Below are 14001 nucleotides of genomic sequence, written 5' to 3'. Positions count from 1 at the left end.
CAATGCGCATTGAGAGAGACGGCACCGTCCTCGACCTTGACGCCCATGGTGGCGTTCTCCGTGTCGACGTGTCCAAGAACGGCTATGACGGGGAGTGCCTCGGCGTGATCCGCCGGTACGTCGACGCACAGGAGACGGAGACCGGGCTCACGTTCGAGTACGCGCTCGGCGACGGCGAGATCAGCTTCAGCGAGGCTGTCGGCCGGGCGACGACCCGGCTTGACCGGCTGTCCCTGGCGCAGAAGCTCGTCGCGTGCGTCGGCTACCGCGGCGGTTTCCGAGTGCCGGTGATCCACCCGGACAACGTCTACCTCAACGGCGAGCTGCTGCGGGTGGTGCACTGCGGCCTCCAGGGCATGCTCGCCCCGACGGCGTTCGATGAGGACCTGTTCCTCCGGTCGCTGCAGGCGATGGTGCTGCACGTCTTCCGCCCGAAGCTGGCCATCGAGCAGATCCTCGACGGGGCGAAGGCTCTTCGGGATCAGTTCTCGACCTCCGTGTGGCAGACGACCACGACCGAGCAGCTCTTCGCGTTCATCGACGCGCAGCTCACGGCCGAGAAGTCAGCGGTCGCAGCCGCCAGGGTGAGCGTGTCGAAACGGCGCTATTCCTGGTACCGCATCGCAGGAGTCGCGGGCGTCACCGCCGGTCTGGTCGCCGGGGGGTTCGCGTGGCAGGCCGAGGGCCGGAATCGCCTCCAGACCGCCGTCGTCGCGGCACAGGCGCGCTTCCTCGCGACCGACTACGCGGGGACGCTCGGCGAGCTGGAGGACTTCGGCGCGGCCTCGCTGCCGGCGTCCGCGAAGTACGTGCTGGCCGTTTCGAGCATCAACCTCAACGACCTCACGACGACGCAGAAGCAGGCGATCCTCAACAATATCTCCGAGAAGTCCGACGACGTCACTCTGAACTACTGGATCGCGATCGGCCGCGGGGAGTTCGAGCAGGCGCTCGATTTCGCGCAGAACCTCGGCGACGACCAGCTCACGCTGCTGGCATACACCGACCTGTACCAGGCGACCAAGCTCAACACCCAGATGGCCGGCGATAAGAAGCAGGGCCTCCTCGACAAGTACGCCGAAGCGATCGACGAGTTGACGGCGCAGCTCGCGGGTACGGACAGCGAGGCCGCGCAGGGATGAGCGTGTTCGAGACGGAGCAGACCGGAGCAGCTCGGCAGGTCGCCCTCGATTCACGGCTCGATGCGGGCCAGCTGCGCTTTCTCGTCTATGCGCTCGACGGCCGGCGAGCCACCAGGCTCTCCCTCACCGACGCGCATCCGTTCGTCGACCATGGCGGTCACAAGCTCAGCGTGATCAACGACGCACTGTACGCGGACGGCGACCGGCTCGGCGATGGCCTGCACACCGTGGGCGACCTCACCTGCCTGGTGATCTCCGCTTCACAGGCCCGCACCGAGTTCTTCACCATCGACGAGGGTGCGGAGTTCGTCATCGGCGATGTGCCCTACGCCGGGATCAGGGTGGAGGGCTCACCGTTTCTGATCGTGCGTCAGCGCACAGTGATCGTCGACGCGCAGGACCGGCTCGTGTACGTGGACGACGCGGCGGTCGTGGGCAGGCAGGTCTTCGAGCTCACCGACGGGACGGTGGTGCTGACCGAAGGCTTCCTGCTCGAGAAACGCCCGACGCAGTTCAAGATCACGCACTTTCGCTCCCACCTCGAGTTCGATCACTCGAAAGCCCTGGCCCAGCACCCGGTGAGCGAGTTCCCGCCGGATTTCCCGGACTATCGGCGTTCCCCGAAGATGAATCTCGACGTCGACGCAGCCGAGTTCACACTGCGCGGCCCCGACAAACCGGGCACGAAGCCGAAGAACCGCATCGTGCGGATGCTGGCGCCGCCGCTCGCGATGGTCGGGGCGATGGGCGCGACCACGATGATCATGGGCAACAACCCGCTGATGCTGATCGGGATGGGGCTCGCGAGCGTGCTGACCGCCTCGTTCACGGTGTCGCAGTACATCGCGGAGAAGAAGGAGTCCGAAGCCTCGGCGTCGCAGGCCGAGGAGGACTACGCCCGGTACCTGGTCGGAGCGGTGGCCGAGGTCTCCCGCGCGCACGACGACGAACGCCGGGTGCTGTTCTTTCAGCAGCCGAACCCTCGGCAGCTCGCTGAGATGGTCGAGCGATACGACCCCAGAATCTACGAGCGCCAGCGTTTCAACAGAGACTTTCTGACTGTCTCGCTAGGCCTGTCCGATCGCCCATCCGCACTGAAGGTGACCTCGGATGTGAGCGAGAAGGACGCCACCGCGCAGGGGCGGCATGTGTCGGACCTCGCGGCAGGGTTCCAGACGCAGCGCGATGCACCGACCCCGATCAGTGTCTCGAGGCAGACGATCGGGCTGGTCGGGCCGCCTGAGATCGTCACCGAGTACGTGCAGTCCCTGCTCTTCCAGACCGCGTTCTTCCACTCCTATCGCGATGTGAACTTCGTAAGCCTGCTCTCCCGCGAAGCGTATGCGACGACATGGAATTCATGGAGGCTGTTGCCCCACTTCACACTGCACGAGCTCAACATGCGCGGCCTGATCCATACGGAGAAGCTTCGAGACGTCGTGCTGAACAGCTTCTATCAGCTCCTCCAGAAGCGCCGGCATCTTCTGAAGGACGCCGGGACGCAGAAGCCGCAGTTCGCGCCGCACTACGTGTTCACGATCTCCGATGATCGCTTTCTGGCCGGACACGGGATCAACGAACTCCTCGCCGAAGACATGAGTGCGCTCGGGGTGACCGTGATCTGGTGCACCGAGGACGCGAAACTCCTGCCGGAGACCGTGACAGCACTCATCCAGGCGCCGCACCTGGTGCGAGGCGAGCTGGTCACGGACAACGACGTCTACGTCGCGACGCCATTCGCTCCGCATCCTCTTCCGAGCGATCTGGAGCATTCGCTTCGGAGACTGTCGAACCTGAACCACCTCGAGGTCGAGAGGAACGCGGTGCCGGAGGCCCTGAGCCTGCTCGAACAGTACGAGGTGACGACCGTCGACGACCTGCGGATCGCCGAACGATGGGCCCGGGCCGAGCCGAACAAGTCCATCGCCTCGCTGATCGGGTGGCGGGGCAAAGCCGACCATGTGTACTGGGATCTGCATGAGCGAGCCCACGGCCCCCACGCCCTCGTGGGCGGCACGACGGGTTCGGGGAAGTCGGAGTTCCTGACCACCTACCTGATCGGTCTCGCGATCAACTTCTCCCCCGAAGACGTCGGCATGCTCATCATCGACTGGAAGGGCGGCGGGATCGCCAACACGCTCGACCGGCTGCCGCACTTCATGGGCGCGATCACGAACCTCGACGGCGCCGGCACGGCGCGTGCACTCGCAAGCATCAAGGCGGAGCTCACGAAGCGACAGCGCGAGTTCGCCGTGTACGGCGTGAACAGCATCAACGCCTACATGAGCCTGTACAAACAGCGCCACGACCCGAGGCCCGAGGTCACCTACCCGACGAAACCGTTGCCCCACCTGGTTCTCGTCTCCGACGAGTTCGCGGAGCTCAAAGCGAATGTGCCGGAGTTCCTCGACGAGCTCACCTCGGTGGCGCGGATCGGCCGAAGCCTCGGCGTTCACCTGATCCTTGCGACGCAGAAGCCCAGCGGCGTGGTCAACGACCAGATCGAGGCCAACTCGACGTCGAAGATCGCGTTGAAGATGGCCGGCGAGCAGGACTCGAACGAGTTGCTGAAGACCACCGATGCCGCTCACATCACCAACCCGGGGCGCGGCTACCTGAAGGTCGGGCAGAACGAGGTCTACGAACTCTTCCAGAGCGGCTACGCCGGTGTGTCCTACGACCCCGACGCGGTGGTGTCGGAGCGGGTCGATGAGCGCATCTACACGATCAACGACGTCGGCCAGTACGAACTGTTCTATGATCCCGACGAAGACGTCGAGCAGGGGAAAGGACACCAGCGATCTCCCCTCGCAGCTCGAAGCGATCATCGAGACCATCGCGAACATCTTCCACAGCGACGACGCGCTGACCACCCCCGATCGGCCGTGGCTCCCGAATCTGCCGGAGAGCATCGCAACCCCCGAGCCGGGCGATGACGGCGGCGTGGGCGTTCCCTTGGGCGTGCTCGACTTCCCGGCCCGGCAGGCGCAGGAGGACTACGGGTTCGACATCGCCCGGGCCGGGCACACAGCCCTGTTCGGCAGCCCCGGATACGGCAAATCGACTGTGCTCCAGACCCTCGTGATGAACCTTGCGAAGACCAGCACTCCCGAACAGGTGCACGTGCAGCTCATCGACTTCGGGAACAACGGGCTGCTGCCGCTCACGGACCTGCCGCATGTCGCGGACATCGTCACGCTCGAGGAGGCCGAAAAGCTCGGCAAGATGCTGGAGGCGATCGCCGACCTTCTGGCGACCCGCAAGAGCGTGTTCAAAGAGGCCGGCGTCGGGAACCTGGAGCAGTACCAGGCGAAGACGGGAATCGCCCTGCCGCTGGTGGTGAACGTGCTCGACGGGTACGACAACCTCACTCCGAACGACCGCCGGAAAGAGACGATCGACTCCCTGCTGCTGCAGGTGCTGCGCGAAGGCGCAGCGCTCGGTATCACCCTCGTGATGAGCTCGAGCCGAGTCGGCGGCGTCCGCGTGAACATGCTGAGCAACATCTCGACGAAGCTGTGCCTCTACCTCAACGACGAGAGCGAGCTCGCACAGCTCATGGGACGCGAACGGCTGCTGCAGGCCGACCTCCCGGGCCGCGGCCAGGTGCTCCTCGACGCACCCACCGCGATCCAGTTCTACCTCCCCGCCCGCGGTCAGGACAGCTCCGAGACGCTCGCAGCGCTCGAACAGCAGATCGCAACGCTGAACGAGAACTGGACGGGTGCGCGGCCGGAGAAGATCCCCATGGTCCCGCGGGAGCTCACGCCGCAGACGTTGCAAAGCCACCGGTCCCGTGAGGCTACGCCTGACACGCTGTTGCTGGGTTTGAACAAGAGCAGCGCCACACCCGAAGGCTTTGAGCTGTACCGGGCCAAGTCCCTCGCGATCTTCCCCGAGACGGGGAGACAGGCTGCTTTGTTGTATCCCTTCCTGATCGCCAGCGTCGTGGACGCGGTGGCTGACGAGGACCTCGTCGTGATCGACGCGCATGACACGCTCAAGCCGCTCCTCAGCTCTGCTTCGTCGCTGTACATCGGGAAGACCCTGCTGAAGAGCAATGCCGAGCTGGTGAAGACGGCCCTCACGGAGCTGATCGAGAACGGCTCGCCGTCGAGGCAGTGCATCCTGATCAACGGCATAACGGACGTGTTCGAGCGGCTCCTACTCCCCACTGATCGGGTCGCGGAACTCCTCAGCGCCGGGAGCGCCACCACCCAGGTGATCGTTCTGGATCTCCTGTCCAGGGTGAACGGCGGTTTCGGCCTGGTCGGCCCGCTGAAAGACAACGTCGAGCAGATCATGTTCGGCGGCGACCTGGGCACGCAGCGCTTCGTCGACAACCTGCCGCTGGACGTCAGGAGGGAGACGCACGGCAAGAACGTGCTGCACTCCCTCACGGATGACGAACTCGTCCAGATCGTCGTCCCCACCATCCCAGAAAGCGAAGAGTGACGATGACGCTCGAACTCGCCGGCAGGTTGCTCGGCTTAGGATCCGTCGTCCGGCTCGAGAGCGAGAGCCACTCCGGCTTGTTCGTCGTTCTGGCGCGCGGAGCCTTCCGTCCGGACAGCGATCTGGACGAGGTCGTTCCTCGCTACCTGGTCGGGCCGCATCCCTACGGCGAAACGCCTGATCAGGAGACTTTTCCGATCCTGGCCGGTGACGTCCGCGAAGTCGTTCACGAGGGCTACACCGATGAAGCCGACGCCGCGTTTCTCGAGGATCTCCTCGACCAGATGCAGAACGGACGAAGAGGGACGACGCGAGCGCAACAGTTCACGGAACCGCTCACCGCCATTCCGGAGGCCAGAGAGGTGGTTGCGGAGGGCGGCAGCGCGCCGACCCGCGGCGATCCCTTTTCGGAACTCCGCAGGCTGGTCGACCCGGAATATCAAGGGAGTGAATCGTGAAGCTTTCTTCGAATGTCGGCGCCGCACACGATGCCGTCTCAGGGTTCGCCGACGTCGACCTCGACGGCGGTGGCCGACAGGTGAGCCTCGGGTCGAGCACCATCGGGAGTATCCACGACGGAGCGACCGTAGCGAACACGCTCCTGAGCTCCCTCTCCGAGCTGGTCGCAGGTGTGAAGGGTCAAGCCGGCAACGTCACCTCGCTCGCGACCGAGATCGAGCAGCGCGACAGCCGAGACGCCGGAAGTTGGAGTGGAAAGCCGTGAGCAGCCCCCCGCATCAGAGCGGTGAGCTCGATCAGGAGATCAGCGCTCACGAGACCCGAACCGCGGAGGACCTCGCGACGATCCTCCGGCTCGAGAAGCAGTGGGAGGAACACCGGCAGGTGATGCGCGAGAACACCGCCCGCTTCGAAGAGGCCGGGATCGGCATGGGCGCAGAGAACTACTTCGTGCAGAAGGGGTTGGCCGCCCGCAGAGAGCTCGACAGTTACGTGGGACGACTCGCCGACGAACAGGAACAGCTCTTGGCGGAGACGGCGAGGGGGATCCGGTCGACGTCTGAGGCGGAGCTGGATCGGCTACGGCAGGAGAAGGCGGGCGCAGCGTGGGCTTGACGTACGATTCGGGCGACTCAGGCAGTGTGAAGAGCGCCCTTTCCGGGAATCTCAGAACCGCCCAATCCGCGCTGGATGCGGCTGAGAGTGCGACCGATCGCCTTGTCGCCGCTCTGGGCACAGGCGAACTGTCCGGGAAGGGCTACTCCGCCGTCGACGCGCTGTTCTCGCAGATCATTGCACCGTGTCTCTCGGACGCGAAAAGCGAAATCGACGACATCCAGCGTGAGCTCGACACGTTCACGTTCGAGGACTCGAAGATCAGCCGTTACGGCGTGCTGAAAGAGGACGAACTGAACATACAGCTCATCGCGACCCGGACCCAGCGGGATGCGACCGAGAGCCTCAGGGAAGCGAACCGCGCCGCCGCGAACACGCTTATCGCCGTGCCGATGCTGGGCGACGCGTTGCGTGCCGTCGACTCTCGGCTGGAGCTGGTGCTCACCCAGCTGGAGAACGACATCCGCGATCTGGAGGACAAGCTCCACGCGGTACGGAGCTTCCACGCGGCAACGTGCGGGCTCTTCCGCGACAGTCTCGAGAAGCTGGCCGCCGCTACTCGCGATACCGTGGCTCTGCTGAAGCGCCTGAACGACACCGATGGCGGCGTCGCGCTCGTCGGTGATCTGAGCGCCGGACTCGGTGCTTTCGCCTCGAGGAGGAAGGCTCTCCACTACATAGCCGGCCTGGGGTCGTCGAAGGACTGGACGTCAGCCACGCCGGGAGAGCTGTCATCGCTTCTGAGGGACTTGTCGCCATCGCAGATGAAGGCGATGCTCGCCGCGCATCCCGAACTGTTTCAGAGGTTCTGGGACCACCCGCCGGCACCGGAGAAGACGTTCGCCTGGTGGAACGACCTGGATGCGAAGCAGCGGGCGGAGTGGGCGAGGTCGGTTCCTCGCCTGGTCGGGAACCTCGACGGTGTTCCCCCGCGGGTGCGCTCCGACGCGAACCGCCAGTGCCTGATCGACGACCTTGCCGCGGCGAAGGAGCGCCTGAAGGCTGCGAAGGCCGACCCGGAGCTCGGCTCGCAATTCGCCGGAGTTCGTCAGGCGGCGCTGAACCGTCTCGCCGAAGCGGAGAAGCTGGCCGACACTCTCTCCCGCATCGATATCGCCTACGGTGCCGGCCCGACCGGCGCCGTACCGCACGAGTTGTATGTCTACCAGCCCGGCGAACGCACCAAGGTCGCCATCAGCACGGGGCTCCTGGAGACCGCCGAACACATCAGCGTCCTCGTCCCCGGAATGGGAACCACGGCCAACGACATCGGCCAATACGGTAATGCTGCCAGAGACATGCGGCAGCAACAGTCACAGGCATCTGGTGTTGATCCGAGCAAGATCGCGGTCCTGTCGTGGCTGGATTACGACCCGCCCGGTGGTATGGATGTGTGGGGTGTCACTCACGATGATCTCGCCAGAGCTGGGGCGGAACGGTTGGGGAACACGCTGCGAGGTCTAACTGCGGTGAAGGACTGGCCGTCACAAGCGGCAGGGCTCTCGGTCATCGCGCACTCCTACGGGACCAACGTCGCCACCCTCGCGCTGACCGGGAAGGAGGTTTCGGCGGGGCATGTGGTGCTGCTCGGCTCAGCCGGTGTCGCAAACGAGGTTGCGTCTGCCGGCGCACTGCACGTGCCCGGCGGGGAGGTCTTCGCCGCCGAGGGCGCCAAGGACGAGTGGGCCGGGCCCGGGCAGTTCTTGTCTAGGCGCACCGACCCCACCAACCCGGCTTTCGGCGCCCACACGTTCAGTGCGGAGAACACCGTCCTCGACGGCATCACGCTCGAAGGGATCACCAAACACGGCCCGTTCGGCAACAGCCAGAAGAACCCTGATTCCTACAGCTACCTCGACAACCTCACTTCCGCCCAGTACGGCAGTGCGATGGCGACAATGGGACGCGGGCAGGACCTTCCCGTCAGCGGAACCCCCCTCGACCGGTCAGCCCTGTCGAACCCGTTACCCGGATCTGCCTGGAACCCAATCGGACCAAGACGATGACCGCCTCGACCACACGCTACCGCCGTAGTGTGCTGCGCATCGTGGCATTGAGCGCTCTGCTCGTCACGGGAACCCTGACGGGATGTGGAGCACAGCCTAAAACTGCGAAGGAGATCCAGCAGATGGAAGACCAAGACCGGTCCGACCGCGCCGCCGTGCAACAAGAAATCCAGGCTCTTTACGACGAAACCACCGCCCTCGTCGCGGACACCTGGCCCAAACCAGAGTTCGAATGGGGATACGGCTGTGGTGAATATGCCGATGGCACCGAGTCGGAGAGCTGGAACATCTTCAATCAGTACAAGGGCCCGACCAAGTCGAGTCCTGAGGAGACGGCGGAGCGGGTCGCGGCGCTGTGGACAAAGCGCGGCTTCCCGACGAAAGTAATCGAGGACAACAACATCTACCCGCCGCGGAAGGTCGTGTCCTACCCGCCGTACCTCACCGGGGTCCGCAAAGACGGACTCGGGATCGTGTTCACGATCGGCGGGAACTACTCCGACTTCCGGGGCTACAGTCGGTGCGCTCCAATCGACCCGTACGACCCGCGACTCCCGAAAAACTGGTGAACCACCGACCCCGGGACCCCGACCCCGTGCCGAGCAGGACAATGACCACCCTCACCGCACACCGCCCCCGCCTCATGCTGCGCATCGTCGCAGTGAGCCCGCTGCGGAAGGTCGTCTCCTACCCGCCCTACCTCACCGGAGTCCGTGCAGACGGCTTCGCAATCGAGTTCACCATCGGCGAGAACTACTCCGACTTCGTGGGCTACAGCCGGTGCGCTCCCATCGATCCGGACGACCCTACACTCCCGAAGAACTGGTGAACGGGATCACGCAGCGCATGCGGGCCGGGCCGACGGAGGGGAAGACAGCTCAAACACTCGAGCCGGCACGAGGCGGGCGCCGAGGAATGGCTTCAGCCGTCCCTCTTCACTCGGAACGTCCGCCCGAGCACCATGACGAGCGCACCAGCCAACAGGCCGCAGGCGAAGACGATCATCCATTTCGGGTCGAAGGCGGCCGGGACGGCGGGCCGTTGCGTGGTGATGTCCGTGGCGGCTATCGGGGCGGAGAAGAAGTCGTGGAGCTTGCCGGTGTCGACGCCTTGTGTTCTCGTGTTGGCCAGCACGGTTGAGAAGTTCTGGTAGTACTGCTTGTTCTTGCCCAGGCCGGCGCTTCCCTTCGATAGCAGGCCGGCGACCCCGTTGCGCACGGACTCGGAGCGGGTGAATGTGGTGAGGGCGCTGCTCAGGAGCGTGTCGAACTGGGAGCGGTTGTCCGGGACGGCCAGCTTGCCGCTCGCGATCCTGCTGCCGGTCTCTGCGGTCTGTTTCACCAGGTCGGCGATGCTCCAGTGAAGTCCGTCGCTGTTGTCGACGTACAGTCCGAGGGCGGCGGGGTCGTAGTCGGCCCAGTCTGTGATGTCGAGACCGCCGACCCCGCTCGCAGTGAGCGCGGAGTCCTTGATGGTCGCGAGCATGTCCGCGTACCACGAGTCGAGGTCTGTCAGATTCGAATCGAAGTTCGGGGCGGGCAGATTGTCCGCACGCAGGGCGTCCCTCGCGTTCTTCAGGGCGACGATGTCCGTCTTCAAGGTCTTCAGGACCGCCGGGTCGACGATCGGGACGGCAGGGGCGGGATCAGTCGGATCGGTGGGCGCGGCCGGCTCGGTTGGGTCGGTCGGCTCGGCCGGCTGGGCCAGCGGTTCCAGGATCGCGACGAGGGCCTCCAAGTTCGCGATGCTGGCGGTGAGGGAGGTTCGAATGATGAGGACGGTGGACTGCAGCTCGTTGACGGGCCCGGTGTATGCCGTGGTGTAGTCGGCGATCGCCTGCCGCAACGACAGGAGGTGTCCGGCGAGGTGAGGCGGGACCGTGCCGTCCGGATTCGTGCAGGGCTCCGCATCCTCGGCGGCATCCACCCCGCTCAGCGTGCACAACGTGTTCGTTCTCAACGCGTCGAACTGGCTGCCGTAGAAGTCCCGATCGGAGGCGGCCTGATCGGTGATCCGGGTGTTGCTGTTCGTCGCGTTGATGTGTGCGATCTCCTTCTGCCGGCTCGCATACTCGTCGATCTCGGGCAGCTTCGCCCAGAACGTCTCGCTGGTCCGGGCGAGCGTGTCGGTGACCGATTCCGTGAAGGAGTTCTGGGCGTCGATCGTTGCGGCGTTCACGTCCTTGAGGCCGGTGGCGTTCGAGACGAAGTTCTCGAAACTCGGCTTCGTCAACGAGAAGGGTTGCTCCACGTCCGACGTCAGGGCCGCGATGAGAGCCTCCTGGTTGCCCAGGGCGGCGTGCATCGAGCTGTCGGCTTCGGCGATGTTGTCGGCGACCGAGGCGTAATACATCGTGACGACGCTCCGATTGAATCCGTGCACGATGTCGACGATCTTGCTCTTCAGGACGCGATCCGACTGCTCGTCGAGCTGGGGCCTCAGCTTGTACTCGACGGTCGCCTTCGTCGGGTCGAGGTCTTGGAGGGTCAGGATGTCGTGCGAGAACGACTGAGGCAGGTAGATGACCGCGTCGACGGATCCGTCTTTATACGCCTTCTCGGCGATCGGCCGCGAGAGCACCGACCAGTTGTACTCCGAGTCCTTCGAGACCCGGTCGACGAAGCTCGCGCCGAACGCGTACGTCTTCGCATTGAACTCGGAAGCGAGGTCCTCGTTGACCAGAGCGACTGAGGGATTGAACACCGCCGCACGCTGGGAGATGTCGTTGTTCACGGCCAGGAACCCGCCGGCCAGTGCCGCCAGCATCAGGGTCGCTGTAGCGAAACGGGCAAGGTGCGACCGTCGGTGTGCGCCACGAGCCAGGCGTGCCATACTGAATCTCCTCGAGCGGATGCATTTCTGCCAAAGGGATATCGGAGCTCCCCCAAAGAGATATCGTACTGCACTCATGTGCGACCGGCCGCAGACATGGACGTGGCCGGGAGCCCCGCTCCCGGCCACGATTTGTGCCATCGGCCTCACTCGGCCGACCCGCCACGCGGGCCGTCCGACGATGTCGTCGACGTCAGCCTAGGTCGGCACCGGACACGGCGACATGATCCGCAGCAGACTCATAGCTGACTCAGGACAGGTTCGCGATGACCTCGCGCGCGAGCTGCTCGAGCACGGCGGGCGGCGCGTCCGAGAGCTGCAGCCAACTGTTCTTCACCTTCACGTCCAGGTACGGGATCGGGCTGCCCGGACCGCCTGGCATGGCGATCCGGAACATCGAGAGGTAGGCGTCATCGCCGAGCCCGGGGACGGCCTGGATGTCGCTCGTGCCCGGCACGGGCGTGCGCTTGACGTCGTCGTAGTAGCTCGAACCTCCCGGCAGCACGGCGATGCCGACCGAGGCCGCGCTGCCCTCGTCGACGAAGTCCGACCAGTAGGCGCCGCTGAGCTGGGCGGAGGCGAGCTGGGTCGTCGTGTACTCACCGCCCTCGGACTTCGGCGAGTACACCGAGGGGACACCGAGGCCGGCGGCGATGCGAACCAACGGGACGAAACCGTCCGACGAGGTGACCCCGCGCAGACTGCCACCCGACGGCTGCCACAGCGGAGCGGGCGCGCCAAGGCGGCCGACGACCGCGGTGGCATCGTCGAAGACCTTGCGGACGGCGGCCTGGTCGAGCGTGGTGCGATCGGGGTACGTCACGGTGCCGATCACCTGGTAGTCGCCCACGATCGCTCCGAACAGGCAGGACGTGGGGGTCGAGCCGGCGGAGACCGGGCAGGCGAAGTAGCGGTCGCCGTCGACCGTCACTCCGGCGATGGTCGCCAGTGCGCCGAAGCGGTCGTTCGCACCGAGCGTCGGCAGCACTCCGACGAAGACGTCCGGGGCGAGCCAGGTCGAGCCGGCCGCAAGCTCTCCGCGGTACTCGCAGGTCAGCGCCCCTGCTCGCAGGTCCCCGAACTCGACCGGGTTCCGGGTGGTGGGCGCCCACTCCCGAGCCTGGACTCCCGTGCCGGCAGCGGCCTCCGCCGAGGCGGCCGGAAGCAGGGCGTCGCACGTCGTCGCCACGCGCAGGGTCGGCGCGGACGCGGCGGTCGCCGTCGCGGTGGGCGTGCTGGGCCGGAAAGTCGGGGGCGGCGCGGCCGGGCCGGGCGCGGCGCACGACGTGAGCAGCGCGACGAGGAGGAGCGCCGCCCCTGCCGCGCGAAACGCACCGGGCGCGCGCACAATCGTCATCATCGAATCCCGCGACTCGTCCACCGGGCGCACCGTCTGGTCGGGCGCCGCGTGATCGAATCCTAGGGCCGCCGGGGAGACCGCCCCGCCGGGCATGCCCGAATCGTTATACGCCGTCTCCGCCGAGCTCCTGGAAGACCGTCACCTGGAGGTCGGCCGGCGTCGCGAGCCGGGAGTTCAGCGAGTTCCACGGCGTCACGGTCGGCGGCGCGATCAGCTCAGCGCCGGCCTCCACCAACCTCGCGGTGACAGTGCGCCCGTCGTCCACCTCGAAGGCGAGCCGGATGCGCGGCGCCACCGGGCGGCCGACCTCCACGCCGTCGATCATCGCCTTCTGCGCCGGATTCGCCAACTCGAGCGTCGCCCGTCCTGCGTCGAGTATGGCGACCTGCGCGCCGCCGTCGCCGGAGTAGCTCGCCTGCTCGGGGAGCCCGAGGACGTCACGGAAGAACGCTAGCGCCTCGTCGTAGTCCTCGGCCTCCACCACGATGCGCAACTGCCGCACCGGCGCTGTGTCGTCCATCCGTTGTCCTCCCTGATCGTTACCGTGGTGCCGTGCTGGGTTACATCTTCCTCGCCATCGCGATCGCGACCGAGGTCATCGCGACCACCTTCCTGAAGTTCACCTCGGGTGACAATCCCAAGTGGTGGGCGTTCGCGATCGTCGTGGTCGGCTACGTCGCTTCGTTCATCGCGTTGTCCCAGTCGCTGTCGCGCGGCGTGCCACTCGGGGTCGCCTACGCGATCTGGTCCGCCGTCGGAGTCGCCGTGATCGCGGTGATCGCCTGGGTGTTCTTCAAGGAGTCGCTGACCTGGGTCCAGATCCTCGGGTTGGTGCTGCTGATCGGCGGCGTCGGCCTGCTGGAACTGGGCGGCCGGCACCCGGCGGCCTGAGCCGCAGAACCGGGCCTCAGCCGACGAACGCCGCGAGCGCGTCGTCGATGGTGCGCGCGGGCGACACCCATGCGAAGATCGCGCCGGGCCCGTCCGGGATGTAGCCGCCGTCCGCGCTGCGCGTGATGGCGCCGAGGGGTCTCCCGCGGCCGGGCTCGGCGTCCTCGTCCTCGTAGGAGTGGTCGTAGACGGTGAATGTCTCTCCGTCCTCGTAGACGGACAGGTCTTCCAGCAGCGGCAT

14 protein-coding genes are annotated in these 14001 nt (G+C 65.9%); 10 read left to right on the top strand and 4 right to left on the bottom strand.

Features of this window, described 5'->3' with window-relative positions; all coding sequences use genetic code 11:
• The first annotated feature begins 2 nt into the window (after nt 1-2).
• The 9 genes from essB to ABH923_RS17390 are packed head-to-tail and all read left to right on the top strand — an operon-like array spanning nt 3 to nt 9506.
• The gene (gene essB / locus ABH923_RS17430) at nt 3-1142 is read left to right on the top strand and encodes a type VII secretion protein EssB (RefSeq protein WP_370056654.1); all 1140 of its coding nucleotides are present in this window, start codon (nt 3-5) and stop codon (nt 1140-1142) included.
• Nucleotides 1139-4078, top strand: a complete 2940-nt coding sequence (gene essC / locus ABH923_RS17425) for a type VII secretion protein EssC (RefSeq protein WP_370056653.1) — start codon at nt 1139-1141, stop codon at nt 4076-4078. The genes essB and essC overlap by 4 nt, the downstream gene beginning before the upstream one ends.
• A gap of 25 nt (nt 4079-4103) precedes the next feature.
• Nucleotides 4104-5597 (top strand): FtsK/SpoIIIE domain-containing protein, encoded by a 1494-nt coding sequence (locus tag ABH923_RS17420; protein ID WP_370057387.1) that lies wholly within the window; start codon nt 4104-4106, stop codon nt 5595-5597.
• 2 nt (nt 5598-5599) lie between these two features.
• Nucleotides 5600-6055: a DUF4176 domain-containing protein gene (locus tag ABH923_RS17415; RefSeq protein ID WP_370056652.1), complete on the top strand. Its 456-nt coding sequence runs from the start codon at nt 5600-5602 to the stop codon at nt 6053-6055.
• Entirely contained in the window at nt 6052-6321 is a 270-nt protein-coding gene (locus ABH923_RS17410; RefSeq protein ID WP_370056651.1) for a hypothetical protein, read from the top strand. The genes ABH923_RS17415 and ABH923_RS17410 overlap by 4 nt, the downstream gene beginning before the upstream one ends.
• Nucleotides 6318-6671, top strand: a complete 354-nt coding sequence (locus tag ABH923_RS17405; protein WP_370056650.1) for a hypothetical protein — start codon at nt 6318-6320, stop codon at nt 6669-6671. Before ABH923_RS17410 ends, ABH923_RS17405 begins: the two co-directional genes overlap by 4 nt.
• 26 nt (nt 6672-6697) lie before the next feature.
• Complete coding sequence (locus ABH923_RS17400; RefSeq protein WP_370056649.1) at nt 6698-8677, top strand: alpha/beta hydrolase; 1980 nt, start codon at nt 6698-6700, stop codon at nt 8675-8677.
• On the top strand, nt 8674-9246 hold the full coding sequence (locus tag ABH923_RS17395) for a hypothetical protein (RefSeq protein ID WP_370056648.1): 573 nt from the start codon (nt 8674-8676) through the stop codon (nt 9244-9246). The genes ABH923_RS17400 and ABH923_RS17395 overlap by 4 nt, the downstream gene beginning before the upstream one ends.
• 41 nt (nt 9247-9287) lie before the next feature.
• A complete protein-coding gene (locus ABH923_RS17390) occupies nt 9288-9506 on the top strand; it encodes a hypothetical protein (protein WP_370056647.1) in 219 nt (72 codons plus the stop codon).
• 92 nt (nt 9507-9598) lie between these two features.
• Here ABH923_RS17390 and esaA read toward each other — a convergent pair whose 3' ends face one another.
• The 3 genes from esaA to ABH923_RS17375 all read right to left on the bottom strand — a co-directional run bounded on the left by esaA (nt 9599) and on the right by ABH923_RS17375 (nt 13389).
• On the bottom strand, nt 9599-11443 hold the full coding sequence (esaA, locus tag ABH923_RS17385) for a type VII secretion protein EsaA (RefSeq protein WP_370056646.1): 1845 nt from the start codon (nt 11441-11443) through the stop codon (nt 9599-9601).
• Nucleotides 11444-11759: 316 nt separating this feature from the next.
• Nucleotides 11760-12962 carry a hypothetical protein gene (locus ABH923_RS17380; RefSeq protein ID WP_370056645.1) on the bottom strand — a complete coding sequence of 401 codons (1203 nt, stop codon included), beginning with the start codon at nt 12960-12962 and terminating at the stop codon, nt 11760-11762.
• Between the two features lie 10 nt (nt 12963-12972).
• Nucleotides 12973-13389, bottom strand: a complete 417-nt coding sequence (locus ABH923_RS17375) for a VOC family protein (RefSeq protein ID WP_370056644.1) — start codon at nt 13387-13389, stop codon at nt 12973-12975.
• 32 nt (nt 13390-13421) lie between these two features.
• On the opposite strand from ABH923_RS17375, the gene ABH923_RS17370 reads away from it, so the two are divergent.
• A complete protein-coding gene (locus tag ABH923_RS17370; protein ID WP_370056643.1) occupies nt 13422-13760 on the top strand; it encodes a multidrug efflux SMR transporter in 339 nt (112 codons plus the stop codon).
• Between the two features lie 16 nt (nt 13761-13776).
• Here ABH923_RS17370 and ABH923_RS17365 read toward each other — a convergent pair whose 3' ends face one another.
• On the bottom strand, nt 13777-14001 hold the full coding sequence (locus tag ABH923_RS17365) for a hypothetical protein (RefSeq protein ID WP_370056642.1): 225 nt from the start codon (nt 13999-14001) through the stop codon (nt 13777-13779).

This window comes from Leifsonia sp. EB41, from assembly GCF_041262565.1.
Taxonomy (GTDB): Bacteria; Actinomycetota; Actinomycetes; order Actinomycetales; family Microbacteriaceae; genus Leifsonia.
This window is presented reverse-complemented; position numbering and strand designations above follow the sequence as displayed.

What these genes read in the sequence shown, in the direction of transcription:
- essB (WP_370056654.1), top strand. Translation starts at nt 3, where the DNA reads ATGCGCATTGAGAGAGACGGCACCGTCCTCGACCTTGACGCCCATGGT.
- essC (WP_370056653.1), top strand. Translation starts at nt 1,139, where the DNA reads ATGAGCGTGTTCGAGACGGAGCAGACCGGAGCAGCTCGGCAGGTCGCC.
- ABH923_RS17415 (WP_370056652.1), top strand. Translation starts at nt 5,600, where the DNA reads ATGACGCTCGAACTCGCCGGCAGGTTGCTCGGCTTAGGATCCGTCGTC.
- ABH923_RS17395 (WP_370056648.1), top strand. Translation starts at nt 8,674, where the DNA reads ATGACCGCCTCGACCACACGCTACCGCCGTAGTGTGCTGCGCATCGTG.
- ABH923_RS17390 (WP_370056647.1), top strand. Translation starts at nt 9,288, where the DNA reads ATGACCACCCTCACCGCACACCGCCCCCGCCTCATGCTGCGCATCGTC.
- esaA (WP_370056646.1), bottom strand. Translation starts at nt 11,443, where the DNA reads ATGCTGGCGGCACTGGCCGGCGGGTTCCTGGCCGTGAACAACGACATC.
- ABH923_RS17380 (WP_370056645.1), bottom strand. Translation starts at nt 12,962, where the DNA reads ATGCCCGGCGGGGCGGTCTCCCCGGCGGCCCTAGGATTCGATCACGCG.
- ABH923_RS17375 (WP_370056644.1), bottom strand. Translation starts at nt 13,389, where the DNA reads ATGGACGACACAGCGCCGGTGCGGCAGTTGCGCATCGTGGTGGAGGCC.
- ABH923_RS17365 (WP_370056642.1), bottom strand. Translation starts at nt 14,001, where the DNA reads ATGCCGCTGCTGGAAGACCTGTCCGTCTACGAGGACGGAGAGACATTC.